Source organism: Glutamicibacter endophyticus (assembly GCF_048457885.1).
Taxonomy (GTDB): Bacteria; Actinomycetota; Actinomycetes; order Actinomycetales; family Micrococcaceae; genus Glutamicibacter; species Glutamicibacter endophyticus.
This window is the reverse complement of record NZ_CP174200.1, coordinates 259,325-284,801: the sequence shown is the minus strand read 5'-3', so window position 1 is coordinate 284,801 and position 25,477 is coordinate 259,325. Positions and strand designations below refer to the sequence as shown.

The window sequence follows — 25,477 nt, the reverse complement described above, 5'->3', positions numbered from 1 at the left end:
GATTACTCTCCTACCTTCTTCAGTTCTGGGTACAGCGGATGCGCAGCAGCCAAAGCCTCCACACGCTCACGCAACCCCACCAACACCGACTCATCACCCTCAGCACCAGCAATCAACGCCTGCGCAATCACCTCAGCAACCTCCGCAAACGCCTCCTGGGAGAACCCACGCGTCGCCAACGCCGGCGTACCAATCCGCAACCCCGAAGTCACCATCGGCGGACGCGGATCATTCGGCACCGCATTACGATTCACCGTAATCTCCACCCGCGCCAACAAATCCTCAGCCTGCTGACCATCCAACTCAGACTCACGCAAATCCACCAACACCAAATGCACATCAGTACCACCGGAGAGCACACTAATACCCTTCGCCGCCACATCAGCCTGCATCAAACGATCCGCCAAAATCCGAGCCCCAGCCAACGTCCGCTCCTGACGCTCCCTAAACTCCGGCGAACCAGCAATCTTAAACGCAACCGCCTTACCAGCAATCACATGCTCCAACGGACCACCCTGCTGACCAGGGAACACCGCCGAATTCAACTTCTTCGCAATCTCCGCATCATTCGAGAGAATAATCCCACCACGCGGACCAGCCAACGTCTTATGCGTCGTCGACGTCACCACATGCGCATGCGGCACCGGCGAAGGATGCAACCCCGCCGCCACCAAACCAGCAAAGTGCGCCATATCAACCCACAAATACGCGCCGACCTTATCCGCAATCGCACGGAACCGCTCAAAATCCAACTGCCGCGGATACGCCGACCAACCAGCCACAATCATCTTCGGCTGATGCTCCACCGCCAAACGCTCAACCTCGTCCATGTCCACCACACCGGTATGCTCATCCACACCGTAGGCCACCATGTCGAACAAACGACCCGAGAAGTTCAACTTCATCCCATGCGTCAAGTGACCACCATGCGCCAGGTTCAACCCCAACACCGTATCCCCCGGACGCACCAACGCGTGATACACCGACGCATTCGCCTGAGCCCCCGAATGCGGCTGCACATTAGCAAACGCCGCACCAAACAACTCCTTCAAACGATCAATCGCCAGAGTCTCGATCACATCGACCTCTTCACAACCACCGTAATACCGGCGACCCGGATACCCCTCGGCATACTTATTCGTCAACACCGAACCCTGCGCCTGCATCACAGCCTGCGCCGTATGGTTCTCCGAGGCGATCATCTCCAGACCACGCTGCTGACGTGCCAACTCCGCATCAATACGAGCCGCCACCTCCGGATCCAACTCCGCCAAGGACTGCGTCAACGACGCCGGGGCAAGAGATTCAAACTGAGCTTGCTGTGTCATCGCGTGTCTTCCAATCTATGATCAACTACTGATATATCAAGAACTGATCACAATCGTATGTGTCATGCATCATAGGGTCAAGAGGAGTAGCCAACCATTTTTAAATGACTTCATCTCGGCGCTACCAGGCGGCGGCTGTTCCCCGGAATTCCGGGGGTTCCGGCACCTAATGCAACAAAAAATCAATCGGCATATGACAAGACCCCCGGAAGAACATGTTGTTCTTCCGGGGGTCTTGAAGCATCGGGGTCTTTACCAGCTGCCGCTCCACGGCTCGGCGACCAAGGGCGCGTCGGATACCCAACGCTCGGCGCAGGGCCGGCCGAGGCGAAGCGCCGACTCGACGACATGCAGGAGCAACAGCGACGTTGTCACCGTTCCCACACCGCCTGGTACGGGCGTAACGGCCTGAGCGACCTCGGTCGCCGCGGCGTAGTCAACGTCGCCAACAAGGTTGCCCTGCTCATCGACATTGGTTCCCACATCGATCACCACAGCCTGCGGATTCAGGTGCTCCGCGGTAATGAGGTCCCTGCTACCCGCAGCGGCCACCACGATGTCGGCCCGGCGCGTATGCGCGGCCAAGTCGACTGTGCGCGAGTGGCAGGCCGTCACGGTAGCGTGACGGTTCAGTAGCAACTGCATCACCGGTCGGCCGATCACCATTGAACGGCCCACGACGGCTACATCTTGCCCCGCCATGGGGACCTCATAGTGATCCAGGATCTCGATAACCGCACGCGCCGTGGCCGGCGCGTAGGCCGGAAGCCCAGCGGAGAGACACCCAAAACTCATGGGGTTGACCCCATCAATGTCTTTTTCCACCGCAATATGCGAAGCCAGAATCTCCAGGGATGCGCCCTCAGGCAAAGGGGTCTGCAGAATAATGCCGTGGACTTCGCGATCGGCACTAAGTCGATTCAACGTCTCGGCAATGATCTGCACCGTGGCCTGACTACCCAAATCATGCACATCGCAGGCTATGCCCGCGCGATGAGCCGACTGCTCGATAGAGCGGACATACCATTGAGTAGCACCGTTGTCGGTGGCCACCACGATGGCAAGCTTCGGCTTTACATTCGACTGTTGGAGCTGTTCGACCTTCTGAGCCACTTCTTCGCGGATGCGCGCGGCCACAGGCTTTCCGCCTAGTACATGAGCCGTCATGCCGCGACCACCTGACGCACACCACGAGCCACATCTTCCGCGTCAATCACGGCCCGCTCCCCGAGCGCCACACAGGCGCGCAGTTTTGCCCCGACCTCAGGGTCTCGGATTTCGGCGATGTTGATCTCCAATGTAGCCAACGAGGTGCCAATGGCGGCACGCGCAGATTCCGCGGCTACCGCCACGTCACTGAGCACATTGGGATTACCGAAGTCCTTGAGTTCAGAGCATAGGTCGATCAGCTCAATGGACAACGCCACCAAACGCTGGGGCGGGCGACTGGCCAGGCCCAGCGCCTGCTGTATCTGCGCGGTCTTCGCAGCCTTCTCCGCTTCCGTGGTTGCCGGAAGCCGGTAGGCAGCAATGACCGAGGCGAAAGCACTCTCGTCCTCATCCGCAGCACTCAGGGACTGAGTGATCAGCTCCTGCGCGCGGACCGCCATGGCTTGAGCGCGCGCCTCGTGGGCTTTGAACTTTTCACCGGTGCTATACAGCGCCACCATGCTGACCAACGCGGCGCCCTGAGCTGCATGCAGGGCACCCACCGCGCCTCCGCCGGGAGTTGGCGCGCGTGAGGCCAATCGTTCCAGATACGCGCCAATAGGCTCGTCTTTAATCATCGAGTACTCCTGCTCATTCTTTCTTTATGGCCTAACGGAAAACCACGGTGCTTGCACCGTCGCGTAGTACGCGATGTTCGCAGTGCCATTTCACGGCACGCGAGAGAGCCAGCACTTCCGCATCCTGGCCCACGGAGGCCAGGTTTTTCGGAGAGTACGTGTGGTCGACGCGGATGACCTCTTGCTCAATAATTGGGCCTTCATCCAGGTCGGCGGTGACATAGTGCGCGGTGGCACCAATTAGCTTCACGCCGCGGGAATGGGCCTGGTGGTAGGGGCGGGCACCCTTGAAACCAGGCAGGAAGGAGTGGTGAATGTTGATGGCCCGCCCCTCGAGCTTCCGGCACAGGTCATCCGAAAGTACCTGCATGTAGCGGGCGAGCACTACGAGATCGATATTGTATTGCTCCACCAACTCCAACAGGCGCGCCTCGGCGGCTTCCTTGGTATCGGGCTGCACGGGAATGTGCACGAAGGGTAGACCCGCCGACTCCGCCATCGGGCGCAGATCTTCGTGGTTCGACACCACGAGGGCCACCTCGCCGCCGAGCTGCCCATTGCGATCCTTGAAGATCAGATCGTTGAGGCAGTGGCCGGCCTTTGAGACCATCACCAATAGCTGCGGAGCTTTTTGGTCATAGAAGTTGTAGGTCAGGCCAAACCATGACGCCGTGTCCAGGAAGTCATCGGCGAGCGTTTCGGTCGCCAGACCCACCGGCCCGGTGAATGACGTGCGCCCATGTAGGGTGCCATTCTCCGTGTCGTCAAACTGCTGATGCTGCCGAATATTGCATCCCTTTTCAAGGAGGAAAGTGGTGACAGCATGGATAATTCCAGGGCGATCAAGGCCGGAAAAAGTTAAGATGAAAGTAGGCGATTCGACGCTACCTTCCCAGATTTCCAGATCCTTATCGGCGGGCTGAAGAAGCTCCATTGGGACTCCAGACTTATAGATACACCAGAGTGTGCATGACTGATATATTAGAGGTTAAGATAGTCTAGAGCGCAGAAAGAACAGGGGTCAATAGCCTGAGGAAAATCTGCGAAAGGGGCGGCGAGAACGTGTCGTACTTTGCCATGGACCGGACTGCCGGCACCGAGACATCTTTGGCGGACAAGGCCTACGCAGCGATCCAGCGCAAGCTCCTCTTTCTCGATATCGCCCCGGGCGAGGCAATCCACGACGCCAAGTTGGCCGAGGAATTCGGTATGGGGCGCACCCCCGTGCGAGAGGCGCTCAAGCGACTCGAGGTGGACCGACTGGTCATCAGCTACCCCAAACGCGGCACATTCGCCACGCGCGTGGAGATTACCGACCTGTCCTATATATCTGAAGTACGCACGCAACTGGAGCCAATGGCCGCCGCGCGCGCCGCTAGGGTCGCTTCTCCAGAACAGCGTGCCGGGCTCAAGAACCTCATCGAGCAGCTCAAGTCCTTCGATATCGAAGAGGCGACAACCACCGAGGTTCTCGAATGCGACGCTTCGATTCACCGCGCAATCTATAGTGCCGCCGGGAATCCCCACCTCGAGGATTCACTGATTCGCTACAACAATTTGGCCACTCGCATCTGGTGCCTCGTTATCGAACGCTTACCCCGCGTGGCAGATCACGTCACCGAAAGCGTCGCGCTACTCCAAGCCATCATCGATGGCGATGAAGATAAGGCCAGCGAACTCGCCCACCACCACGTTTCCGACTTTGAGTCTTCGGTCCACAGCGCACTGTTTAGCGGCTAGCCCTTTCACGGCCGCTAGCTTGGCAAATCCTGGGCGAGCACTCCCCGAAAAGGCAATTAAGCGCTAGTGTGTGACTCAACAGAATTCTCTAATACATCAATAGTGAGATGAGAGGCATATCAGGTGTCCATCACAGTCCAGAAGCCCAGCGCCAGCGATAAATCAATGGCCGAACACGCCTATGAATCGTTGCGCGATCAACTCATCCTCTTGGACATCGCCCCGGGACAGCCGATTCACGAAGCTCAGCTTGCAGCCGACCTAAACGTTGGGCGCACCCCGATTCGCGAAGCACTCAAGCGTTTGGAGACCGATCACCTGGTGGTTTCCTACCCACGACGCGGCACCTTCGCCACCGCCGTTGAATTCCGTGAACTTTCGCAAATTTCAGAAATCCGCCAGCGACTCGAGCCGCTGGCCGTTCGCAATGCCGCACTGAACCCCGACGCGGCCATCCGCACCGAAATCGCGGAACAGTTAGAGCGAATCGATGCACTAGGTGAGATCAACGATCAGCGCAGCCTATTGCTCACGGACATGCATATTCACCGCCTCATTTATAAGGCATGCGATAACACGCACCTTGAAGAGACGCTGGTGAGACTCGACAGTTTGGTTACCCGCATTTGGTGCCTGGTGATCGATCAACTGCCCGACATTGCCGGGCACATCCGGGAGCACTCCGGGCTACTGCGCGCAATTCTCGACGGCGATGCAGACCGGGCCGCGGAATTAGTATCGAGCCATGTGCGCAACTTTGAAGCCGCCATCCGCCAGACCCTTTAGCCTCACCCCTTAACTCGCAGCGCCGCCAGGGCACGGCTAGATTAGCCGTGCCTTGGCGGCGCTGCGACCGTCACGACAGAGTGCACCCACAAGCTTCTGTGTGCGGCGTCTAGGGCATGACAAAAGAGGTGGATCGGGTTGCTCCGATCCACCTCTTAAGCAGTGGGGATATTAGCGACGGATCATACCGTGCGGATCCAGCACGAACTTCTGAGCAGCACCTTCGTCGAAGGCGGCGTAGCCCTGCGGAGCCTCGGAGAGCGGAATCGCGGTCGCGTTCACGTTCTTGGCAATCGACACCTTGTCGTTCAGGATCGCCTGCATCAAGCCACGGTGGTACTTCATGACTGGGCACTGACCGGTCACGAAGGTGTGGGACTTAGCCCAGCCCAGGCCGAAGCTCATCGACAACGAGCCCACCTTGGCAGCTTCGTCCACGGCACCTGGGTCACCGGTGACGTAGAGGCCCGGAATACCGATGGAGCCACCGGCACGGGTGATGTCCATCATCGAGTTCAGCACCGTGGCGGGCTGCTCGCTGGCTGCACCGTGGCCGTGTCCACGAGCCTCGAAGCCCACTGCGTCAATCGCGCAGTCAACCTCGGGAACGCCGAGCAGCTGCTCGATCTGATCCTTCGGGTCGCCCAGCGAGACGTCGATAGTTTCGCACCCGAAGCTGCGCGCCTGGGCCAAACGATCAGCGTTCAGGTCACCAACGATGACAACGGCTGCACCGAGCAGCTGCGCCGAGGTGGCAGCGGCAAGGCCCACCGGACCGGCGCCGGCCACGTACACGGTCGAACCTACGGTCACGCCAGCGCCGACCGCGCCATGGAAACCAGTTGGGAAGATGTCCGAAAGCATGGTCAGGTCGAGGATCTTCTCCAGGGCCTGGTCGCGATCCGGGAACTTCAGGGCGTTCCAGTCTGCGTAGGGCACCAGCACGTACTCGGCCTGGCCACCGACCCAGCCACCCATATCGACGTAGCCGTAGGCCGATCCGGGACGATCCGGGTTAACGTTCAGGCAAATGCCGGTCTGTCCCTCTTTACAGTTGCGGCAACGTCCGCAGGAGATGTTGAAGGGAACCGAAACCATGTCGCCGACCTTGAGGAACTCGACGTCGGGACCGACCTCGACCACTTCACCGGTGATCTCGTGCCCGAGGACCAGGCCTTCTGGCGCGGTGGTGCGACCGCGCACCATGTGCTGGTCGGAACCACAGATGTTGGTGGCCACGGTGCGCAGGATGACGCCGTGCGGGACCTTTCGACCAACGTTTGCCGGGTTGACGCCCGGGCCGTCCTTCAGTTCGAACTCTGGGTAGGGGGTGTCGATCAGCTCGACTTTGCCTGGACCGGCATAGCTGACTGCCAAGTTGCTCATTGTCCACCTTTTCTTCATTGAAATATCAGTTGGATACCTATTGGCGAATACCCCCAATCATGCCACTCGCTCAGTTGGTGTCAATACTCAGCGCAGGAAATTTTTCCTACTCAGAGGTATGTTGATAATCATTCTCAATTAGCGCGAGCTCGTCTTCCGACTTGTGCTCTTCGGCCAGACGTTCGGCCAGAATTATTCGAGCGTTATTCTGAAGCACTTCAAGCGATTGACGGATCACCGGTGACGACATGCTCCCCTTGCGGGCCACGGCAACAATGCGACGCGCAGGCTTGGCCCTGCCCGTAATACGCAAACGAGTAACATTCTCGGCCTGCCAGAGCGACGCCAAGCGCGGCACCAGCCCAACTCCCATGCCGGCACCGATGAAAGCCACCATGGTCTCCCATTCCACGGCTTCGTGAACCACCCGAGGAGTTGCGCCAATCATGGTGAAGGCAGCAGTGAACAGGGAGCGATAGACCGAACCGTGTACATCGGTAATCCAGTCATCGCCAGCCAACTCTTCGAGCGTGACCGAGTCCCGGGCTGCCAGCGGGTGACTCGAAGGCAGGATGACGTCTAGCGGGTCATCGAGCAACGGCGTCTGCTCGAAACGCTCCGCATCGGCGGGCTGCGCCTCAATATGCGAAGCAACAATAACCGCCACATCGATCCGTTCGGCCAGGAGCAATTCCAGGCAACGTTGCGGCTGGGCCTCCATCACGTGGACCGATAGCTGCGGATGCGTCACCCGCAGGGAACTAACCAGCGGAGCCAGCAGATGGGCTGCCGCGGTTGAAAATCCACCAAGGCCTAAATTCGCCGGCAACTGACCGCCAGCTTGCATGGACTCCGCGCGCAGTTGCTCCCACTGCGACATAATTGCGTCAATTCCCGTCACCAAGTGACGTCCCGTCGCGGTCAATCGCACCCCGCGACCGTCGCGTACAACAAGCTTCATATTGAGCGCTCGTTGCAATTCACGTATCTGCGCCGAGACCGCAGAGGCCGAGTATCCGGTAAGGTCTGCGGTAGCGGCGATGGTACCAGTTGTGGCAAGCACCCTGAGGGTTTTGAGCCGTGCATCAATCATGCAACGAAACTGTACAGTTGCAGACACTTTCTTGCGCTTTTGTTTCAGCGCCAAAGTGCTTACCGTCAATTTAGAGGTGATTGCTGTCACCTACTTCCCCCCTTATAACTCCGTTCTTATGAACCCGTTCTCTGTGCATCTAGGAGTACGACAATGACTGCTTCGGTCAGCGCACCGCGCACCACACCCGGCAAGCTCACAGCGACACTTACCGATACTCGTCTCGCTGAAATCAAGACGCTGTTCGAAAACCGTCGCGAAGGGTACTCGCTGGAAGGTCCGTTCTATACCGATCCAGATCTCTTCAAGGTCGATATGGAAGCTATCTTCGGCAAGCACTGGCTCTTCGCGGCCAGCGTCGCCGAGATCCCCGAGCCGGGCGACTACGTCACCTTGGACTACGGGCCCTACTCGCTCATCGTGTTGCGTAACGACGACGGCGGGGTCAATGTCCTGCACAACGTTTGCCGTCACCGTGGCGCTCGCGTACTCACCGAGGCTCAGGGCACCACCGGCAACCTCGTCTGTGGTTACCACTCCTGGACCTACTCGCCAGAAGGCAGCCTCATCCACGCCTCCTCGCCGGGCGAAGGAAAGTTTGATAAGAACTGCTTCGCGCTCAAGAAGGCACATAGCCGCGTCTACGCCGGCCTGATCTTCGTGTGCATCGCCGAAGAACCGCCAACCGACTTTGACGAAGTCGCCAAGATCTTCGAGCCATACCTGGCACCGCATGACCTGGGCAAGACCAAGGTTGCCTACCAGCAGAACATCATCGAAGAGGGCAACTGGAAGCTCGTCATGGAGAACAATCGCGAGTGCTACCACTGCGATGGTCACCCAGAGCTTGCCTGCTCGCTATTCCCGACCTGGGGCCTGACCGACGGCATCATCCCGCCGCACCTGGAAGAGGTCTGGGAGCGCAACAAGACCGCGCAGGCGGATCTGGAAGCACGTTGCCGCCGCTACGGCCTGCCGTACGAGGTGCTCGAGGAACTGGACACCCGCATCGCCGGTTTCCGCATTTCCCGTGAATCCCTCGACGGGGACGGCGAATCCTTCTCCGCCGATGGCCACCGTCTCTCCAAGAAGCTGCTCGGCGACCTGCGCGACTTCCGCCTTGGCCGCTGCTCCATGCACCTGCAGCCAAACAGCTGGTTCCACTTCCAGTCCGACCACGTGATCACCTTCGGTGCATTCCCGATCAACGAACACCAGACCCTGGTGCGCACCACCTGGCTCGTCGCCGATGACGCAGTCGAAGGCGATGACTACGATCTGGAGAAGCTGACCTACACCTGGAAGCAGACCAACCTGCAGGATAAGAACTTCGTGGAACTCTGCCAGGTAGGTGCCGCAAACCCGGCCTACGAGCAGGGCCCGTACATGAAGAGCGAATACCAGGTTGAGGCCTTCATCAACTGGTACACCCAGCGCGCTCTGGAGCACCTGGCATGAGCGAAGAAGTCGCCACTCTGAGTACGACGGTGGAGGCTCAGCGCATCCGCGGACTGGAAATGCCGTGGAACCGAGTACTGAGCAGCTCCGAGGGTCCCGCTGGTGCGGCCCGCGCTCTGGGTCCGTGGCGGCCCCAGGAATTCCTCGCCGAGTGCGTGGAGACCATCCCCGAGGCCGGCGGACTGATGACTTTCGTCTTCCGCCGCGCCGATGGTGCCCCGCTGGCCTTTCGCGCCGGACAATACCTAAATATTGCCTTTCCGGTCAACGGCCCGGACGAGGACCCGGTCGATCGTAGCTACTCGATCTCCAGCGCCCCCACAGAACCATGGACCTTCAGCGTCACCATCAAACGCGACCCCAAGGGCCTGGTCTCCGGCTGGGCGCACGACAATGTGCGCCCCGGCATGGTGCTGGACATGCTCGGCCCGGTGGGTGCCTTCCACCTGCCCGACGCCGATCGCCGCGCCCGCTACCTCTTCCTGGCCGCGGGTGCCGGTATCACCCCGATCATGTCGATGGTGCGCACCATCTGCTCGCTTCCGGGTCAGGCCGACGTGGTCATTCTGTACCACGGCGCCGAGCCTGGCGGTTTCGCCTTCTCCCAGGAGCTCGAGTACCTCTCGCAGGTCGATTCGCGCGTTAAGGTCTTCTACTCATTGGGCGACCGAAGCAAGCCGGGCGTGTGGGAAGGGATGATCGGACGGCTCACCGCCGAAATGATCGATCAGGTGGCTCCGGATGCCAACGGGCGCAAGGTCTTCGCCTGTGGCCCGGAAGGCTACCTGAATATCGCCGCGGAGTTGCTGAACAAGGTGGGTGTGGACGACACCTCCATCTTCATGGAGTTCTTCTCCGGAGATCGCCAGACCATCCTCGAGTACGCGCAGGAAGTCGAGATCGCGGGAGAGATCGCTGGCGAGTACGCCGAGGAAATTGCCGAGTCGGCCGAGGAGTACTTCGAGGCACAGCCCGAGGCACTGAGCATGTACGAACCGGCTTATGACTCCGAAGGCACGCTGGAGGCTAGCGGCATGGAGCTGGTGGCCGTTGACGCCGAGGTTCCGGTGCCGGTTTCCGAGGCCGAGACTCCGGCCGAGGACGCTGCCCCGTCGACACCCGACACGGGCTCGTTCAAGACCGTCGGTGAGGGCGAACTGACCATGTCGTTTACCCGCACCAAGGTGAATGTGCGCATTAGCCCGGACGAGTTCATTCTCAACGCCGCGCAGCGCGCGGGCGTGCGTATCGGCGCAAACTGTCAAGAAGGCATGTGCGGCTCCTGCAAGGTCGTGAAGCTTTCCGGTGAGATCGATATGAACCACCAAGGTGGCATTCGCGCCCGCGAAATCGAGGCCGGAAAGTTCTTGCCCTGCTGCTCCACCGCGAACAGTGACCTTGTCATCGACGCCTAGCGTCACGTCACACCAACCACACCACACGCTTTAATACTTAGGAGTCCACCGTGACGAACACTTCCCCACGGGTCGTCATCATCGGCGCTGGCATCGTCGGCGCAAACCTGGCTGATGAACTCGTCCAACTGGGTCACACCAACATCCTTGTGCTGGAGCAGGGTCCGCTAGGCATTCCCGGCGGTTCCACTTCGCACGCCCCGGGTCTGGTCTTTTCCTCGAACCCATCAAAGTCGATGACCGAGTTTGCCCAGTACACCATCGAGAAGCTGACTTCTCTGGTCGGTTCCGATGGCCGAGGCTCGTTCCTTCCGGTTGGTGGCTTGGAAATCGCCACCAACGAGGAGCGCCTGCAGGATCTGCACCGCCGCGCCGGCTGGAACCGTGCCTACGGTGTCGAGGCTGAGGTCATCGACGCCGCGGAGTGCCTGAAGAAGTTCCCAATGCTGAACCCAGAGCTGGTGCTCGGCGGATTGTTCACCCCGGGTGACGGTCTGGCCCTCGCCGCAAAGGGAACCCAGCTGGTCATGGAGCGCGCCAAGGCCGCGGGCGTTGAATTCCGCGACCGCACCATCGTGACCGATATTGAACAGTCCGGTGGCAAGGTCACCGCCGTGATCGCCGGCGAAGAGCGATTCGAAGCCGACATTGTGGTCTCCTGTGCCGGATTCTGGGGCCCGAACATCGGCAAGATGGTCGGCACCCCGATTCCGTTGCTGCCACTGGCCCACCAGTTCGCTTGGTCGACCTCGGCCCCGAGCCTAGCCGGCGTCAACGAATTGCCCAACGGCGCTTCCCGCCCCATCCTGCGTTACCAGGACAAGGACCTGTACTACCGCGAATGGGGCGACCGCATCGGCATCGGTTCCTACGCTCACCGCCCGATGGCCGTGGACCTGGACACCCTGCCAAGCTACAAGCCCGAGGACATCACCAGCGAAAAGATGCCTTCCTCGCTACCTTTCACCCTGGAAGACTTTGCACAGCAGTGGGAAGACACCCAGGAGATCCTGCCGGATCTGCGCAACACCGAGATCCAGCGCGGCTTCAACGGTATCTTCTCCTTCACCCCGGACGGCGGCTCGCTGGTCGGCCAGTCCCGTCAGGTCGATGGCTTCTACGTGGCCGAGGCCGTGTGGGTCACCCACGCACCGGGCATTGCCAAGGCAGTAGCCGAACTGATCGCTACCGGTACCTCGAAGACCGATCTGACCGACTGCGATCTGAACCGCTTCGAAGACATGCAGACCACCGCCGAGTACGTCGAGGAAACCTCGAAGCAGAACTTCGTGGAAATCTACGATGTGCGCCACCCGCTGGAGCCACGCACCAGCCCGCGCAACGTTCGCGTCAGCCCCTTCCACGAGCAGCAGAAGGCACTCGGTGCGTTCTACCTCGAGGGCACCGGCTGGGAGCGTCCGCACTGGTTCGAAGCCAACGCCGCATTGCTCGACGAACTGCCCGAAGAGTGGGTAGCTCCGGAGCGCGACGCATGGTCGGACAAGTTCCACTCCCCGATTGCTGCGGTGGAGGCCTACAAGACCCGTACCGCGGTGGCCATGTACGACATGACCCCGCTTAAGCGCCTAGAAATCGTGGGCCCGGGTGCCGGGAAGATGCTGCACAAGCTAACCACTTCCAGCATGCTGCGCAAGCCGGGTGCGGTGAGCTACACCTTGCTGCTCAACGAGGATGGCGGCATCACCAGTGACATCACCGTCGCCCGTCTTTCGGAGGAGCTCTACCAGGCCGGTGTGAACTCCAACGTGGACTTGGCCTACATCTCCCGCGAGGCACGCAAGCACACGGAAGAGAACCCGGGCGAATGGGTCACCGTACGCGACGTCACCGCTGGCACCTGCTGCATCGGTCTGTGGGGTCCGCGAGCACTGGACACGATCAACAAGATCACCCGCGATGACCTGAGCAACGAAGGCTTGAAGTACTTCAACGCCAAGCAGGTCTCCATCGGCGGCATCCCGGTGACCGCCTGGCGCCTGTCCTACGTCGGCGAGTTCGGTTGGGAGCTGTACGCTTCGGCAGATGTTGCACACCGTCTCTGGGATGTCATCTGGGAAGCCGGTCAGGAATACGGAATCATCGCCGGTGGCCGCGAGGCATTCAACTCCTTGCGTCTGGAGAAGGGCTTCCGCTCTTTCGGTACCGACATGACCACCGAGCACGAGCCGGAACAGGCTGGCCTGGGCTTCGCCGTCAAGGCCGCCAAGACCGATGACTTCGTCGGCAAGTCGGCTCTGGCCGAGCGCGCCGCGGCCGCTACCAAGCGCCTGCGCTGCCTGACCGTCAACGATGGTGTTTCGGTCGTTCTCGGCAAGGAGCCGGTGTACGTCGGTGGCGAGGTCAGCGGATACGTCACCAGCGCCGCCTACGGTTTCACCGTGCGCAAGCCCATCGCCTACGCGTGGCTGCCACGGAGCGTTGAAACCGGCGATCAGGTCGAAATCGAATACCTCGGCCGCAAGATCCCGGCGACCGTTGTGGACGATCCGCTCTACGACCCGCAGATGGAGCGTCTGCGTGGCGTGCAGCTAACCAGCTCGGCCAGCTAAACCCGCCAGTTCCCCACGGCCGGTCACCCCTTCCATCTGGTGGGTGTGGCCGGCCGTAGGCATCTGCGAGAGAATTCCCTTAGATCCCCTTACCTCCCCGTTCGTACGAAGGACAACGACCATGCATCGCAAGGCCCCGATCGAAGATATTAACGAAGACGACCTTAAGGTCAGTAAACCCAAATCAAGTGCCGCGGGTCTCGAAGCGGTAATGGTCTCCTTGCAGCGCGGGTTCGCGCAGGCCGGCCCCTCGCGCACGGTCCGTTCGATGCTGCGCGTGAATCAGCGCGGCGGATTCGACTGCCCCGGCTGCGCTTGGCCCGAGTCGATTACCGGCAAGCGGAAGCCTGCCGAGTTCTGCGAGAACGGCGCCAAGGCCATCGCCGAGGAATCCACCGCCCGAACCGTAACCCCAGAGTGGTTCGAAGAGCACCCGATTTCGGTGCTCGAACAGAGAACCGAGTACTGGCTCGGCTCACAGGGCCGCATCACCCACCCCATGATTATTCGCGCGGGCGAAACTCACTACACCCCGATCAGCTGGGGCGATGCCTTTGCGACGATCGCCGAGCACGTGAATGCCACCACCCCGGACCGGTGCGTGTTCTACACCTCGGGGCGTACGGCGAACGAGACCGCATTCTTGTATCAACTCTTGGCCCGCAGCATCGGCACCAACAACCTGCCGGACTGCTCGAATATGTGCCACGAGTCCTCGGGTACCGCCATGAATCCCACGATTGGCATTGGTAAAGGCACGGTCAGCCTCGAAGATTTCGATCATGCGGAACTGATTTTCGTGGTGGGACAGAATCCCGGGACGAACCACCCGCGCATGCTTTCGGCGCTGTCCGAGGCGCGCGAGCGTGGTGCCCGCGTGGTGTCCATTAACCCGCTGCCAGAAGCCGGGCTCATGGGGTTCAAGGACCCGCAGCGGGCCTCGGGCATGATGGGTAAGTCGGCACCGATTAGTAGCGACTTCCTGCAAATCAAGGTCGGCGGAGATCTGGCCTTGTTCCAGGCTTTCGGGCACCTGCTCCTGCAGGCCGAGGAGCAGAACCCGGGTACCGTAATCGACCAGGCATTCATCGACTCTGCCACCGAAGGCTTCGAGGCCTACCGTCAGGCACGTTCCGAAATCGATTGGGCGGCCACGGAGGAAGCCACGGGCCTATCGCGGGAGCAAATCACCGAGATCGCACAACTGTTGGCCAAGTCCAAGGCCACCATCATTTGCTGGGCGCTTGGTCTGACCCAGCAGCCGCACTCGGTGCCTACGTTGAAGGAAATCATTAACCTGCTGTTGCTGCAGGGGAACTTCGGTAAGCCAGGGGCTGGCGCCTGCCCGGTACGCGGACACTCAAACGTGCAGGGCGATCGCACCATGGGTATTTGGGAGAAGCCCACCGAGGCACTGCTGGCTTCCATGGACGCCGAGTTCGGGATTACCTCTCCGCGCGCCCACGGGTACGACTCGACCGAGACTCTGCATGCCTTTGAGCATGATGAGGTGGATGTCTTTGTGTCCATGGGTGGAAACTTCGCGTTGGCGAACTCGGACACCGAGGCACTGGAAGCCGGAATGCGCCGGGCGAAGCTCACGGTACATATTTCCACGAAGCCGAACCGTTCACATGTGGTCCACGGACAGACCTCGCTGATCCTGCCGACGCTGGGACGTACCGATAAGGACGATAAGCACCCGAAGGGCGCGCAGTTCCTCTCTGTGGAGGACTCGATGTCGGTCATCCACTCCACCCAGGGCCGACTGACCCCGGTTTCGGAGCACTTGCTGGCCGAGCCGGTGATTGTGGCACGGATGGCGCAGGCGATTTTGGGCGATGATCACCCGGTAGATTGGCGCAGCATGGCCGAGGATTACGATGTGATCCGCGACCACATTGCTCGGGTGTTGCCGGGCTTTGAGGATTTCAACCGGCGCGTTCGCCAGAAGAATGGCTTTGTGTTGCCGAATCCTCCTCGCGATACCCGTTCCTTTGCCACCTCCAGCGGTCGAGGTCAGTTCACGGTCAGCGAGTTTGAGTCGCTGAGCGCTCCGGAAGGACACTTGATCTTGCAGACCATGCGGTCTCACGATCAGTACAACACCACCTTCTATGGCTTGGACGACCGGTACCGCGGTATTAAGGATGGACGTCGCGTAATTCTGATCCATCCCGATGATTTGGCGGAGACCGGCTTCGCCGATCGTGATTTGGTGGATGTGATTTCGACCTTTGCCGGTAGCGAGCGGCGGGCGAACCGGTTCCGGCTGGTCTCCTACCCCACTGCTCGGGGTTGCGTGGCGGCGTACTACCCGGAAGCGAATGCCTTGGTGCATCGCGATCTGGTGGCGCGTGAGTCGAACACGCCAGGGTTCAAGGCGATGATGGTGCGCTTCGTACCTCATGAGCTGCAGCCAGGACCTACCCTGGACAGCTAACCTCCGCGAGCTACGGCATATCGCCGAGCAAGGTTGACCCCGGGCCGCACTTCTCCGGTTCGGGGTCTTGGCTCGTTTGGGCGGGAAACGGCGCCGTTGTGCGGCGCCGAACACCGCCCAGTTTTCGGACAATATATACATTTCCTAGCCAACATCGACCGGCTAGTAGTATATTCGTTCGTAATATATCAAAGATATACCAAGCTTGATGTCGTGAACGTTCCGGGCAATGATGCCCGCTCGAGTAACGAAAGTGAGTTTCAATTTGACGCAATTAGGCATCGTGGCCGAAGCGGGTCACGAAACACGTGTTGCGGCCACACCGGCCACGGTTAAACAACTTCTGGCCCTAGGCTTCGAGGTTCTCGTCGAGACTCAGGCAGGAGCGGCCTCTTCCTTCCCGGATGACGCCTATGTCCAGTCTGGGGCTCGCATTGTGAGTACGACCGAGGCTTGGGCCAGCGATGTAGTCCTTAAGATCAATCCGCCGACCAATGATGAGCTAGACCAGCTGCAGACGGGGGCCACGCTGATCGCACAACTCAGTCCGGGCCTGCGCCCGGAGCTGGTCGAAGATCTGGCCCGGCGCCCGATTACCGCACTGGCATTGGATGCAGTGCCGCGCATTTCCCGTGCGCAATCCATGGATGTGCTCAGTTCCATGGCCAATATCGCCGGATACCGAGCGGTGGTCGAAGCTGCCCATGAGTTTGGGCGCTTCTTCACCGGCCAGGTCACCGCGGCGGGCAAGGTTCCACCGGCCAAGGTCTTGGTCGCTGGAGCCGGTGTCGCGGGACTCGCGGCGATCGGTGCTGCCAGTAGCCTCGGTGCCATTGTCCGCGCGACCGACCCGCGGCCCGAAGTAGCCGATCAGGTCAAGTCGATCGGCGGCGAATACCTCAAGGTCGAGGTCGAAGAGCAGATGCAGTCGACCGACGGTTACGCGAAGGCGACCAGCGACGCGTACAACGAGCGCGCCGCCCAGATCTATAGCGAACAGGCCGCCGAGGTCGACATCATCATCACCACGGCGCTGATTCCAGGCCGTGCCGCGCCCCGGCTCATCACGGCGGCAGACGTCGCCAGCATGAAGCCCGGTAGCGTCATCGTTGACATGGCCGCCGGCCAAGGTGGAAACGTCGAAGGTTCTGTCGCTGGAGAGCGCGTGGTGACCCCGAATGGCGTCATCATCCTCGGCTACACCGACCTGCCCGGACGTCTCCCCGCCCAGGCCTCACAGCTCTACGGCACGAATATCCTCAACCTGCTGAAGCTTTTGACCCCCGGCAAGGACGGACAACTGGTGCTGGACTTCGAGGACGTGGTGCAGCGCTCGGTCACCGTGGTGCGCTCCGGTGAAAAGACCTGGCCACCTCCCCCGGTACAGGTTGCCGCAGCCCCGCCGCAGCAGCAACCAGCCGAGCCGGTTACGCCGGCCAGCGAACACTCCGGCGGTCTTGGTGCCAAGGGGCAAGGCGTTCTCATTGGTGTCGGCATTGCCTTGCTGTTCCTCGTCAACGCGGTGGCCCCGGCTCCGCTCGCGCAGCATTTCACGGTACTAATCTTGTCTGTCGTCATTGGCTTCTACGTCATCGGCAAGGTTAAGCACGCGCTACACACGCCACTGATGTCGGTCACCAATGCGATCTCCGGCATTATCGTGGTCGGCGCGATGGTGCAGATCACCTCGGGAAATCTGCTGGTGCAGATCCTTTCGGCCTGCGCGGTCCTACTGGCCACAATCAATATTTTCGGTGGCTTCGCGGTGACCCGACGAATGCTCGCGATGTTCTCACGCGGAGGTTCGGCTCGTGACTAACCCCGCAATCGCCCTTGACCTTCTGACCTTAGGAGTTCTCTCGTGACCGATCAGCTTCCCGGTCTCTTGACCGTTGGCTCCTTGGCGAGCGCGGCTTACATCACCGCCGGTCTCCTCTTTATTCTCAGCCTTGCCGGGCTGAGCAAGCACGAAACCTCACGGCGAGGCGTCGTCTTTGGCATCATCGGCATGACCTTGGCCCTACTTTCAACCGTCGCGTTGAGCCTGTTTGGTGCCCCTGGCGAAGGTAACCAGGGACTTGGCCTCACACTGCTCGTGGTCACGGTCGTCGTGGGTGGCGCCATTGGACTCTGGCGTGCCCGGGTTGTGGAAATGACCGGGATGCCCGAACTCATCGCCCTACTGCACAGCTTCGTCGGTTTGGCCGCCGTGCTGGTCGGTTGGAACGGTCATCTCGAGCACCCACCGCTCGATGGTGCGCTGGAGAATATTCACCGGGGTGAGGTGTTCATCGGCATCTTCATCGGTGGCGTGACCTTCACCGGGTCGATCGTGGCATTCCTGAAGCTCTCGGCACGGATGAAGTCGCGACCGCTCACACTCCCGGGCAAGAACCTCATCAACCTGGTGCTGTTGGTGGCCTTTGTGGTGCTCACGGTGCTGTATGTGCAGAACACTGCCCTCTGGCAGCTCGTGACCGTCACCGTTCTGGCATTCGTGCTGGGCTGGCATCTGGTCGCATCCATTGGCGGCGGCGATATGCCGGTTGTGGTCTCCATGCTCAACAGCTACTCGGGCTGGGCCGCTGCGGCCGCTGGCTTCCTGCTGAGCAACGATCTGCTCATTATCACCGGTGCGCTGGTGGGTTCCTCCGGTGCTTACCTGTCCTACATCATGTGCAAGGCGATGAACCGTTCCTTCCTTTCGGTGATCGCCGGCGGCTTTGGTATCGAAGCCTCCGCGTCGAAAGACGAGGAGCAGGGCGAACACCGCGAAATCACCGCCGAGGAAACCGCAGAGCTTCTTGCTTCGGCCGATAGCGTAGTGATCACTCCGGGCTACGGCATGGCCGTCGCTCAGGCACAGTACCCGGTCGCCGAACTCGCTCACCGCCTCACCGAACAGGGCGTCAAGGTTCGCTTCGGTATCCACCCGGTGGCGGGCCGACTGCCCGGGCACATGAACGTGCTGTTGGCCGAGGCTAAGGTGCCCTACGACATCGTGCTGGAAATGGACGAGATCAACGACGAGCTGAGCGAAACCACCGTGGTGCTCGTGATCGGTGCCAACGACACGGTGAACCCGGCAGCCGCTGAAGATCCCGGAAGCCCCATCGCCGGAATGCCGGTGCTCCGTGTCTGGGAGTCGGAGCGAGTGATCGTCTTCAAGCGCTCCATGGCCAGCGGCTACGCCGGCGTGCAAAACCCGTTGTTCTTCAGGGAGAACTCGCAAATGCTCTTCGGTGACGCCAAGGAGCGTGTCGAAGACATTCTGCGCACCCTGTAGCTAACGCAGCCCGTCCTCTCCCACCAATCGCCGCAACTCCCTCAAGGGGTTGCGGCGATTGTCGTTTCGCCACGAGTCCTACGTTGCCCCTAGGTCCACCCGCGTTCGCCGGCCAGCAAGGCGAGCAGTGGTGAGCAGCTACCGCGCTAGGCTCGGCCCGCTGGCGAGCCCAAACGCTAACGGGTAGCGGCAGGAACTTCGATCCTTAGTTCCCCCGCCAGCTCGTATAGCCGCGGCAAGGGTACGGGCAGTATCTCGCCATTGGCGACCGGCTCGGGCAAACGACGCCCGAGCAGAGCATCACGCAACCGGCGCATGGCACCGCCGTGGCTCACGCAAAGGATGCGTTGTCCCGGGTACTCTTCGGCGAGCGCACACAGGGCCTGGGTCAATCGGGCGGTCACCGCGTGGCTCGATTCTGCCGATTCCAATAACCGTTCATAGGCTCCCTCGGGAAGTTCCGCCGGGATCCTCCCCTCCAGCTCGCCGAAGAATCGCTCCATCACCCCGGCAACCGGTCGGCCGGTGGCCAACCCCGTTTCTTCGGCGATGAGCTCGGCCGTCTGCTGTGCCCGACCCAGTGGAGAGGCGAGTACCAAGTCCCAGGCGCCCGCCTGTAGCGAGCGGCCGACCTCGCGCGCCTGTTGTCGCCCCGTAGCGTTTAGTGGGATGTCCGTTTGACCTTGCAGGCGCCCGGCCAGATTCCAGTCGGTTTGTCCGTGGCGAATTAGGGCAATCGAAGCAGTCATAGCACCGAGTCTAACCACCGTAGGCCGCAACGTTACGACGCATACTTGGTTCACAAACGGTCACATTGGCAAACTGTTACGTACCATCCCGAGCGGCCGAGAGATCTGGTTCGATGACGCCGCAGCAACCTGCCACAGCCGGTGGTTACGGTGCTACCGCCAGAAACGATGGAGCAACTTTCCGCCTCGACTCGATGGCCGCAAAGTGACATTGAGCCTCGGGATTCCTTGCCTCGAATTCAGCCTCGACTAAGGAGCCGATACCTTCCCATGGCCGACCATACTTTCGGGTTCCGCACCCGCGCACTACACGCTGGGGGCACCCCCGACGCCGAACACGGTGCCCGCGCGGTCCCGATCTACCAAAGCACGTCCTTCGTCTTCAAGGACTCCGACGATGCCGCGAACCTGTTCGCGTTGCAAAAGTACGGAAATATTTACTCACGCATCGGCAACCCGACGGTCGCCGCGTTCGAAGAACGCATGGCCTCCCTCGAAGGCGGCATCGGCGCCGTCGCCACAGGGTCCGGCATGGCAGCGGAGTTCATCACTTTCGCAGCGCTGGCACAAGCCGGGGACCACATCGTCGCCTCGGCGAAGCTCTATGGCGGCACCATCACCCAGCTTGATGTGTCGCTACGGCGCTTTGGTATCGAAACCACCTTCATCGATTCCAATGAAGCAGCAGATTTTGAGGCGGTGATTCGCCCCAATACCAAGGCGCTCTACACGGAGGTAGTCGCTAACCCCTCCGGCGATATTGCCGACGTGAAGGGGCTCGCCGAGGCGGCGCACCGTCACGACATCCCCCTTGTGGTGGACTCGACGCTGACTCCTCCCTACCTGCTACGACCCATCGAGCACGGCGCAGATATTGTGATCCACTCGGCCACGAAATTCATCGGCGGGCACGGCACCACCTTGGGCGGCGTGGTCGTCGAGGCCGGCACCTTCAACTGGGGCAATGGAAATTTCCCGACCATGACCGAACCGGTCCCCAGCTACGGGAATGTTTCGTGGTGGGGCAACTTTGGTGAATACGGCTTCTTGACCAAGCTCCGCAGCGAACAGCTACGCGACTTTGGCCCGGCACTACCGGCGCAGTCGGCATTCCAATTGCTGCAAGGCCTAGAGACGCTGCCCCAGCGGATGGACGCTCACTTGGCCAACGCCAAGGCTGTGGCAGCTTGGCTGGAGGCAGATGAGCGAGTCAGCTACGTCAATTACGCCGGATTGCCGGGACATCCGCAACACCAGCGAGCCAGTGAGCTCTTGCCGCTGGGCGTCGGTTCGGTCTTTAGTTTCGGTGTGGCCGGAGGGAGGGCCGCAGGAGCGAAATTCATCGACTCCCTGCAACTGGCCAGCCATCTGGCCAATATTGGTGATGCCCGCACCTTGGTACTGCACCCGGCCTCCACCACCCACCAGCAGCTCACCGCCGAACAGCTCGTGTCAGCCGGCGTTCCCGAAGACCTGATCCGCCTCTCCGTCGGCCTTGAAGATGTTGAGGACATTATTTGGGATCTCGATCAGGCCCTGACAGCCGCGCAGCAGGTTGCCGAGCCATCGCCAGCCGTAGCGGCAAACTTCGATGGCGCAGCCTGCACCATCGCTACTCCGAAGGGGGCTTAAGCATGACGCACGATCGCAGCTGGCAGGGGCCTTCGGCCGCCGAGCGACTGAAGATTCTGCGCGAAACGAAGAGCATCGCCATTGTCGGCGCCTCCAATAAGCCGTCGCGGGCTAGCTATTTTGTGGCTACCTACCTGCTCTCTTCAAGTAAGTACACCGTGTACTTCGTGAACCCGGTGCTGGATGAAATTCTGGGACAACCGGTCTACAAGTCGCTGGCCGACCTGCCCGAGGTGCCGGATATGGTCGAAGTTTTCCGCAAACATGATGACCTTCCCGGGGTATTGGACGAGGCGCTAGCCGTTGGCGCCAAGACCCTATGGCTACAGTTGGGGTCCTGGCATGAAGAGGTTGCTCGTCGCGCCGAAGCTGCCGGTATGAATGTGGTGATGGACCGGTGCGTGAAGATTGAGCATGCGCGCTTCTACGGCGGCTTGCGTTTGGCCGGTTTCAATACCGGGGTTATTTCCTCCAAGCGTCAACAATTGGCCTGAGACTTCGCAGTAGCGGAGGGCACCGGGCTGGGTCCCTCCGCTGCTCGTTACCCTCTGGCCGCCGTCCCATACCCGGCGGCCAGCCTGGCCAAGCTAACGCAGGATTTGCGGGAAACGACCGCCGCTTTGATGTTCCGTCCGCGAAACGCCCCGCCCTGTTATGATCGCGGCGTGAGCTCACAGAACGCCAACGACCAAGACACCTTCTTCCATGGAACCCGCGCCGAACTGCGACCGGGCGACCTCATTATCGCCGGATACCCCTCGAATTATCGTCCGGAGATCACCATGAACCACGTGTATTTCACCGCGCAGCGTGATGGAGCCGGGCTGGCCGCTGAGATTGCGGCAATGCTGGGGCCCGAGGGCGCGAGCGCCCATGTTTACCGGGTGGAACCTACCGGTGACTTTGAAGATGACCCAAATGTCACGGACAAGAAGTTTCCCGGCAATCCGACGCGCTCCTACCGGAGCGCAGCGCCACTAAGAGTGCTCGAGGAAGTGACCGACTGGACTCGCCTCACCCAAGAGCAACTGGCGCTCTGGCGTGAGAGGATCGCCGGGATTCGCGAATCTAAGGCAGAGATCATTAACTAGGTCGATTCCGTGTACGGCTCGGACTCAATGCGGCCCTGACCCTGCATATAACTGACCGGGCGGGCACCTCCCGCAATGCACCTCGTCGAAAGGTCATGAACTTCATGGAACCCAGGGACAAACGGGCACTGGTAGTTGGGGCCACCGGCTATGTCGGACGCTTTCTCGTCGCCCGGCTTAGGGCACAGGGTTTCATCATCCGTGTCGTGGTGCGCGACCAAGACCGGGCGATGGCCACCGGATCCTTCGGCGCACCGCCCTTGGAAGGTTTGGTCGATGAGTGGGTCGTCGCCCGCGACGCTTCCGAGCTCGGGACCCCGGTCGTCGATGGGGTGCACCACGTATTCTCGGCGTTGGGCGTGACACGGCAGAAGGCCGATCCTTGGGACATCGATTTCCGCCTGAATCTGCGCTATCTCGAGCTGGCCGAGGAAGCGAGGGTGGATTCATTCCTATACGTCGGGGTGATGAATGCCGCCGAGGGCACCTCGGCGCTGATGCGCGCGAAGTACGCCTTCATGCAGGCGCTCAAACGTTCGAAGGTCGCCGGTCAGATCGTGAATCCTTCCGGCTACTTCTCCGATCTGACCGAGATTTTCGAGCTCACCCGGCGCGGACTAGCCGTGGGTCTCGGTGACGCGAGTGTCCGGCTGAGCCCCATCCACGGCGCGGACTTGGCCGAGTTCTGTGTCCAGCGCCTGTCGTATGGGGCGGGTTCGTGGGATGTTGGAGGCCCCGAGGCACTGAGCTACCGCGAGATCGTGGAGCTGGCGGCCGAGGCTGCGGGAAAGACCCCTCGCTATGTCGCCGTCCCGCATGCTCTGGCCTCCTGCGCAACCTGGGTTGCGGATCGGATGGGGCCACGTAGCGGTTCGTTGACCCGCTTCTTCATCGAGGGCATGCAACGAGACTCTGTGGGTGAGCTACACGGTTCGCGCACCCTGCGCTCTTACTACGTATCGCTGGCCAATGTGCAAAACTCCGAGGCAGATTCAACGACGGGTACGCCCCGGGCACCATAAGCCGGGGCTGGACCACGAACCGGCACGTGCCCGGGTACTGCGTTCCTTGAGGCAACCGGTTGTAGGGCACACTGGTGAGATGGATGATCTGCTCGTACCGCCGGGACCCGGGGCACCCAAGGGGCTGCGAATTCCAGCCGCCGAACTCAGTGAGCAGTTTTCGCGCGCCTCGGGGCCGGGCGGTCAGGGCGTCAATACCACCGACTCACGGGTGCAACTCAGTTTAGATCTGGCCAACACCACGGCTTTGGATGAAGAGCAACGTCTGAGGGCGCTGAAGGAACTAGCGAGCAAACTGAGCGGAACGGTGCTGAGTATCGATGCCTCAGAGTTCCGTTCACAACGACAGAATCGTGCCGCGGCGCGCGAACGTTTAGCCGGACTCCTGCGTGAGGCGCTGGCTCCACCGATACCTCGGCGTCCCACGCGCCCCACGAAGGGCTCGCAACGCCGACGTATCGAGGCGAAACGGCGCCGCTCCGAGACTAAGAGCTTCCGGCGCCGCCCGGGCACCGACTAGGGTACGGCGAGTTGTGCCGCCGCCGGAATGCTAGCTACGCCAGGCAGCCAATTGCTCCTTGGAGGTCTCGGCTAACCACATCTGCCACAATGGGCCAAAGCTTACCCGGCGCACACCCAGTGCGGTAAGCGCGCTCAGATCCCCGGCACCGTGGCCCTTGACCGGATGCGCGGTGACATTCAACGGGACGTTCACGGAGGCCACCAGCTTGGTCACTTGCTCTGCCGTGCTCAAGCCAACGGGATAGACCGCACGGGCCCCGGCCTGTTCCATCAGTTGAATGCGAGCCTCGGCCTCGGCCAGCGGGTCGGTGAAGACGTCCGTGCCGAGCTTGACCGCATCGGTCCGACCGTTAATGACGAAGTCCACACCGGCGTTATCGGCTGCCTGGCGGGCGGCGGCGATGTAGTCGGCGTGCTCGTTGCGATCGCGCACTCGATCACCTTCGCGGTGAACCACATCTTCGATATTGGCTCCCACGGCTCCAACTTCAAGGAGCCGATTGATCAGTTCCTCCGGGGCAAGGCCATATCCTGATTCGACATCGGCGCTAACAGGCACCTCGACGGAGGAAGTGATGCGCTGGACCACCGCCAGATACTGCGTGAAATCCATCTTTTCGCCGTCCGCGCTACCGATTGCGTCGGCTACCGGATGGCTACCAACGGTGAGCCCTTCGAAACCTGCATCGACGGCCACGGCGGCGCTGAACGTGTCCCAGACGGTGGGAAGCACGAGCAAACGACCCGAGCTGTGAGCGGTGGATAGTGTGCTGGCCAGTTCGTGAACATTGGGCATGTGAGTCTCCTTGGCTCGATGGGCACCGGCGAGATCTCGCCGGTGCTCTCGCCTCAGGCTAACAGAGCACCATCGACACTTCACCAGCCCAGTCTGCGCTCTGAGCAAACTCTCATCCGGTGCTTAATCGGCGCTCTCGGCGACCTGACCTTGCAGCTGTTCTCGTAGCTCGCTGGGTGATTCGCGCCAATCAAGGTCGAGCTCGGCGCCGGCCAGCACCACAACATGGTGCGTGAGATTTGCCCCGGATAGGCGTCGCACAACCTCAGATGGATTTCCACCGGGCCAAGGGTACTTAGGACCGCTGGATCGGCGAGACCGATCGCTTCCAGCCGTTGCGCCGAGGCCGACCCCATATTGCGTACGGTGGTCC

Annotated in this window: 22 protein-coding genes and 1 riboswitch; of the genes, 13 read left to right on the top strand and 9 right to left on the bottom strand. The window is 61.0% G+C overall.

The window, feature by feature from the left end:
• Positions 1 to 2: 2 nt before the first annotated feature.
• From glyA to purU, 4 genes are all read right to left on the bottom strand, one after another.
• Positions 3 to 1,328 carry a serine hydroxymethyltransferase gene (gene glyA, locus ACJD00_RS01515; protein WP_418908184.1) on the bottom strand — a complete coding sequence of 442 codons (1,326 nt, stop codon included), beginning with the start codon at positions 1,326 to 1,328 and terminating at the stop codon, positions 3 to 5.
• Positions 1,329 to 1,580: 252 nt separating this feature from the next.
• A complete protein-coding gene (locus ACJD00_RS01510) occupies positions 1,581 to 2,495 on the bottom strand; it encodes a bifunctional 5,10-methylenetetrahydrofolate dehydrogenase/5,10-methenyltetrahydrofolate cyclohydrolase (protein WP_418908183.1) in 915 nt (304 codons plus the stop codon).
• On the bottom strand, positions 2,492 to 3,115 hold the full coding sequence (locus tag ACJD00_RS01505) for a cyclodeaminase/cyclohydrolase family protein (RefSeq protein WP_418908182.1): 624 nt from the start codon (positions 3,113 to 3,115) through the stop codon (positions 2,492 to 2,494). The genes ACJD00_RS01510 and ACJD00_RS01505 overlap by 4 nt, the downstream gene beginning before the upstream one ends.
• Before the next feature lie 31 nt (positions 3,116 to 3,146).
• On the bottom strand, positions 3,147 to 4,049 hold the full coding sequence (gene purU / locus ACJD00_RS01500) for a formyltetrahydrofolate deformylase (RefSeq protein ID WP_309410068.1): 903 nt from the start codon (positions 4,047 to 4,049) through the stop codon (positions 3,147 to 3,149).
• A 143-nt stretch (positions 4,050 to 4,192) separates the two neighbouring features.
• On the opposite strand from purU, the gene ACJD00_RS01495 reads away from it, so the two are divergent.
• Both ACJD00_RS01495 and ACJD00_RS01490 read left to right on the top strand, forming a co-directional pair.
• Positions 4,193 to 4,855, top strand: a complete 663-nt coding sequence (locus ACJD00_RS01495; RefSeq protein WP_418909284.1) for a GntR family transcriptional regulator — start codon at positions 4,193 to 4,195, stop codon at positions 4,853 to 4,855.
• 165 nt (positions 4,856 to 5,020) lie between these two features.
• The gene (locus ACJD00_RS01490; RefSeq protein ID WP_309410487.1) at positions 5,021 to 5,641 is read left to right on the top strand and encodes a GntR family transcriptional regulator; all 621 of its coding nucleotides are present in this window, start codon (positions 5,021 to 5,023) and stop codon (positions 5,639 to 5,641) included.
• Between the two features lie 171 nt (positions 5,642 to 5,812).
• On the opposite strand, the gene fdhA is transcribed toward ACJD00_RS01490, so the two are convergent.
• Together fdhA and ACJD00_RS01480 are read right to left on the bottom strand one after the other, a co-directional pair.
• The gene (gene fdhA / locus ACJD00_RS01485; RefSeq protein ID WP_309410069.1) at positions 5,813 to 7,027 is read right to left on the bottom strand and encodes a formaldehyde dehydrogenase, glutathione-independent; all 1,215 of its coding nucleotides are present in this window, start codon (positions 7,025 to 7,027) and stop codon (positions 5,813 to 5,815) included.
• 106 nt (positions 7,028 to 7,133) lie between these two features.
• Positions 7,134 to 8,120: a LysR substrate-binding domain-containing protein gene (locus tag ACJD00_RS01480; protein ID WP_418908181.1), complete on the bottom strand. Its 987-nt coding sequence runs from the start codon at positions 8,118 to 8,120 to the stop codon at positions 7,134 to 7,136.
• A 153-nt stretch (positions 8,121 to 8,273) separates the two neighbouring features.
• Between ACJD00_RS01480 and ACJD00_RS01475 the strand changes: the two genes are divergently transcribed.
• The 6 genes from ACJD00_RS01475 (at position 8,274) to pntB (ending at position 19,292) form a co-directional block, all read left to right on the top strand.
• A complete protein-coding gene (locus ACJD00_RS01475; RefSeq protein WP_418908180.1) occupies positions 8,274 to 9,578 on the top strand; it encodes an aromatic ring-hydroxylating oxygenase subunit alpha in 1,305 nt (434 codons plus the stop codon).
• Positions 9,575 to 10,993 carry a ferredoxin reductase gene (locus ACJD00_RS01470; RefSeq protein WP_309410072.1) on the top strand — a complete coding sequence of 473 codons (1,419 nt, stop codon included), beginning with the start codon at positions 9,575 to 9,577 and terminating at the stop codon, positions 10,991 to 10,993. The genes ACJD00_RS01475 and ACJD00_RS01470 overlap by 4 nt, the downstream gene beginning before the upstream one ends.
• 50 nt (positions 10,994 to 11,043) lie before the next feature.
• Positions 11,044 to 13,563 carry a GcvT family protein gene (locus ACJD00_RS01465; protein ID WP_418908179.1) on the top strand — a complete coding sequence of 840 codons (2,520 nt, stop codon included), beginning with the start codon at positions 11,044 to 11,046 and terminating at the stop codon, positions 13,561 to 13,563.
• A 121-nt stretch (positions 13,564 to 13,684) separates the two neighbouring features.
• A complete protein-coding gene (locus ACJD00_RS01460) occupies positions 13,685 to 16,006 on the top strand; it encodes an FdhF/YdeP family oxidoreductase (RefSeq protein WP_418908178.1) in 2,322 nt (773 codons plus the stop codon).
• A 265-nt stretch (positions 16,007 to 16,271) separates the two neighbouring features.
• The gene (locus ACJD00_RS01455; protein WP_418909283.1) at positions 16,272 to 17,825 is read left to right on the top strand and encodes a Re/Si-specific NAD(P)(+) transhydrogenase subunit alpha; all 1,554 of its coding nucleotides are present in this window, start codon (positions 16,272 to 16,274) and stop codon (positions 17,823 to 17,825) included.
• Positions 17,826 to 17,867: 42 nt separating this feature from the next.
• Positions 17,868 to 19,292, top strand: coding sequence for a Re/Si-specific NAD(P)(+) transhydrogenase subunit beta (gene pntB / locus ACJD00_RS01450; protein ID WP_418908177.1), 1,425 nt, complete (start codon positions 17,868 to 17,870; stop codon positions 19,290 to 19,292).
• A gap of 176 nt (positions 19,293 to 19,468) precedes the next feature.
• Here pntB and ACJD00_RS01445 read toward each other — a convergent pair whose 3' ends face one another.
• Positions 19,469 to 20,041: a histidine phosphatase family protein gene (locus ACJD00_RS01445; RefSeq protein WP_418908176.1), complete on the bottom strand. Its 573-nt coding sequence runs from the start codon at positions 20,039 to 20,041 to the stop codon at positions 19,469 to 19,471.
• A gap of 80 nt (positions 20,042 to 20,121) precedes the next feature.
• Positions 20,122 to 20,216: riboswitch (SAM riboswitch) on the top strand.
• 95 nt (positions 20,217 to 20,311) lie between these two features.
• Here ACJD00_RS01445 and ACJD00_RS01440 point away from each other — a divergent pair.
• The 5 genes from ACJD00_RS01440 to arfB all read left to right on the top strand — a co-directional run bounded on the left by ACJD00_RS01440 (position 20,312) and on the right by arfB (position 24,306).
• The gene (locus tag ACJD00_RS01440) at positions 20,312 to 21,673 is read left to right on the top strand and encodes an O-acetylhomoserine aminocarboxypropyltransferase/cysteine synthase family protein (RefSeq protein ID WP_418908175.1); all 1,362 of its coding nucleotides are present in this window, start codon (positions 20,312 to 20,314) and stop codon (positions 21,671 to 21,673) included.
• Positions 21,674 to 21,675: 2 nt separating this feature from the next.
• Positions 21,676 to 22,167 carry a CoA-binding protein gene (locus tag ACJD00_RS01435; protein WP_418908174.1) on the top strand — a complete coding sequence of 164 codons (492 nt, stop codon included), beginning with the start codon at positions 21,676 to 21,678 and terminating at the stop codon, positions 22,165 to 22,167.
• 171 nt (positions 22,168 to 22,338) lie between these two features.
• Positions 22,339 to 22,764 (top strand): NAD(+)--rifampin ADP-ribosyltransferase, encoded by a 426-nt coding sequence (gene arr / locus ACJD00_RS01430; RefSeq protein WP_418908173.1) that lies wholly within the window; start codon positions 22,339 to 22,341, stop codon positions 22,762 to 22,764.
• A 104-nt stretch (positions 22,765 to 22,868) separates the two neighbouring features.
• Positions 22,869 to 23,786: an SDR family oxidoreductase gene (locus ACJD00_RS01425; protein WP_418908172.1), complete on the top strand. Its 918-nt coding sequence runs from the start codon at positions 22,869 to 22,871 to the stop codon at positions 23,784 to 23,786.
• Between the two features lie 79 nt (positions 23,787 to 23,865).
• Positions 23,866 to 24,306 (top strand): alternative ribosome rescue aminoacyl-tRNA hydrolase ArfB, encoded by a 441-nt coding sequence (gene arfB, locus ACJD00_RS01420; RefSeq protein ID WP_309410081.1) that lies wholly within the window; start codon positions 23,866 to 23,868, stop codon positions 24,304 to 24,306.
• 30 nt (positions 24,307 to 24,336) lie between these two features.
• Here arfB and ACJD00_RS01415 read toward each other — a convergent pair whose 3' ends face one another.
• Positions 24,337 to 25,104: an isocitrate lyase/phosphoenolpyruvate mutase family protein gene (locus tag ACJD00_RS01415; RefSeq protein WP_309410082.1), complete on the bottom strand. Its 768-nt coding sequence runs from the start codon at positions 25,102 to 25,104 to the stop codon at positions 24,337 to 24,339.
• Between the two features lie 123 nt (positions 25,105 to 25,227).
• Positions 25,228 to 25,365: a hypothetical protein gene (locus ACJD00_RS01410; RefSeq protein WP_309410083.1), complete on the bottom strand. Its 138-nt coding sequence runs from the start codon at positions 25,363 to 25,365 to the stop codon at positions 25,228 to 25,230.
• Between the last annotated feature and the right edge of the window lie 112 nt (positions 25,366 to 25,477).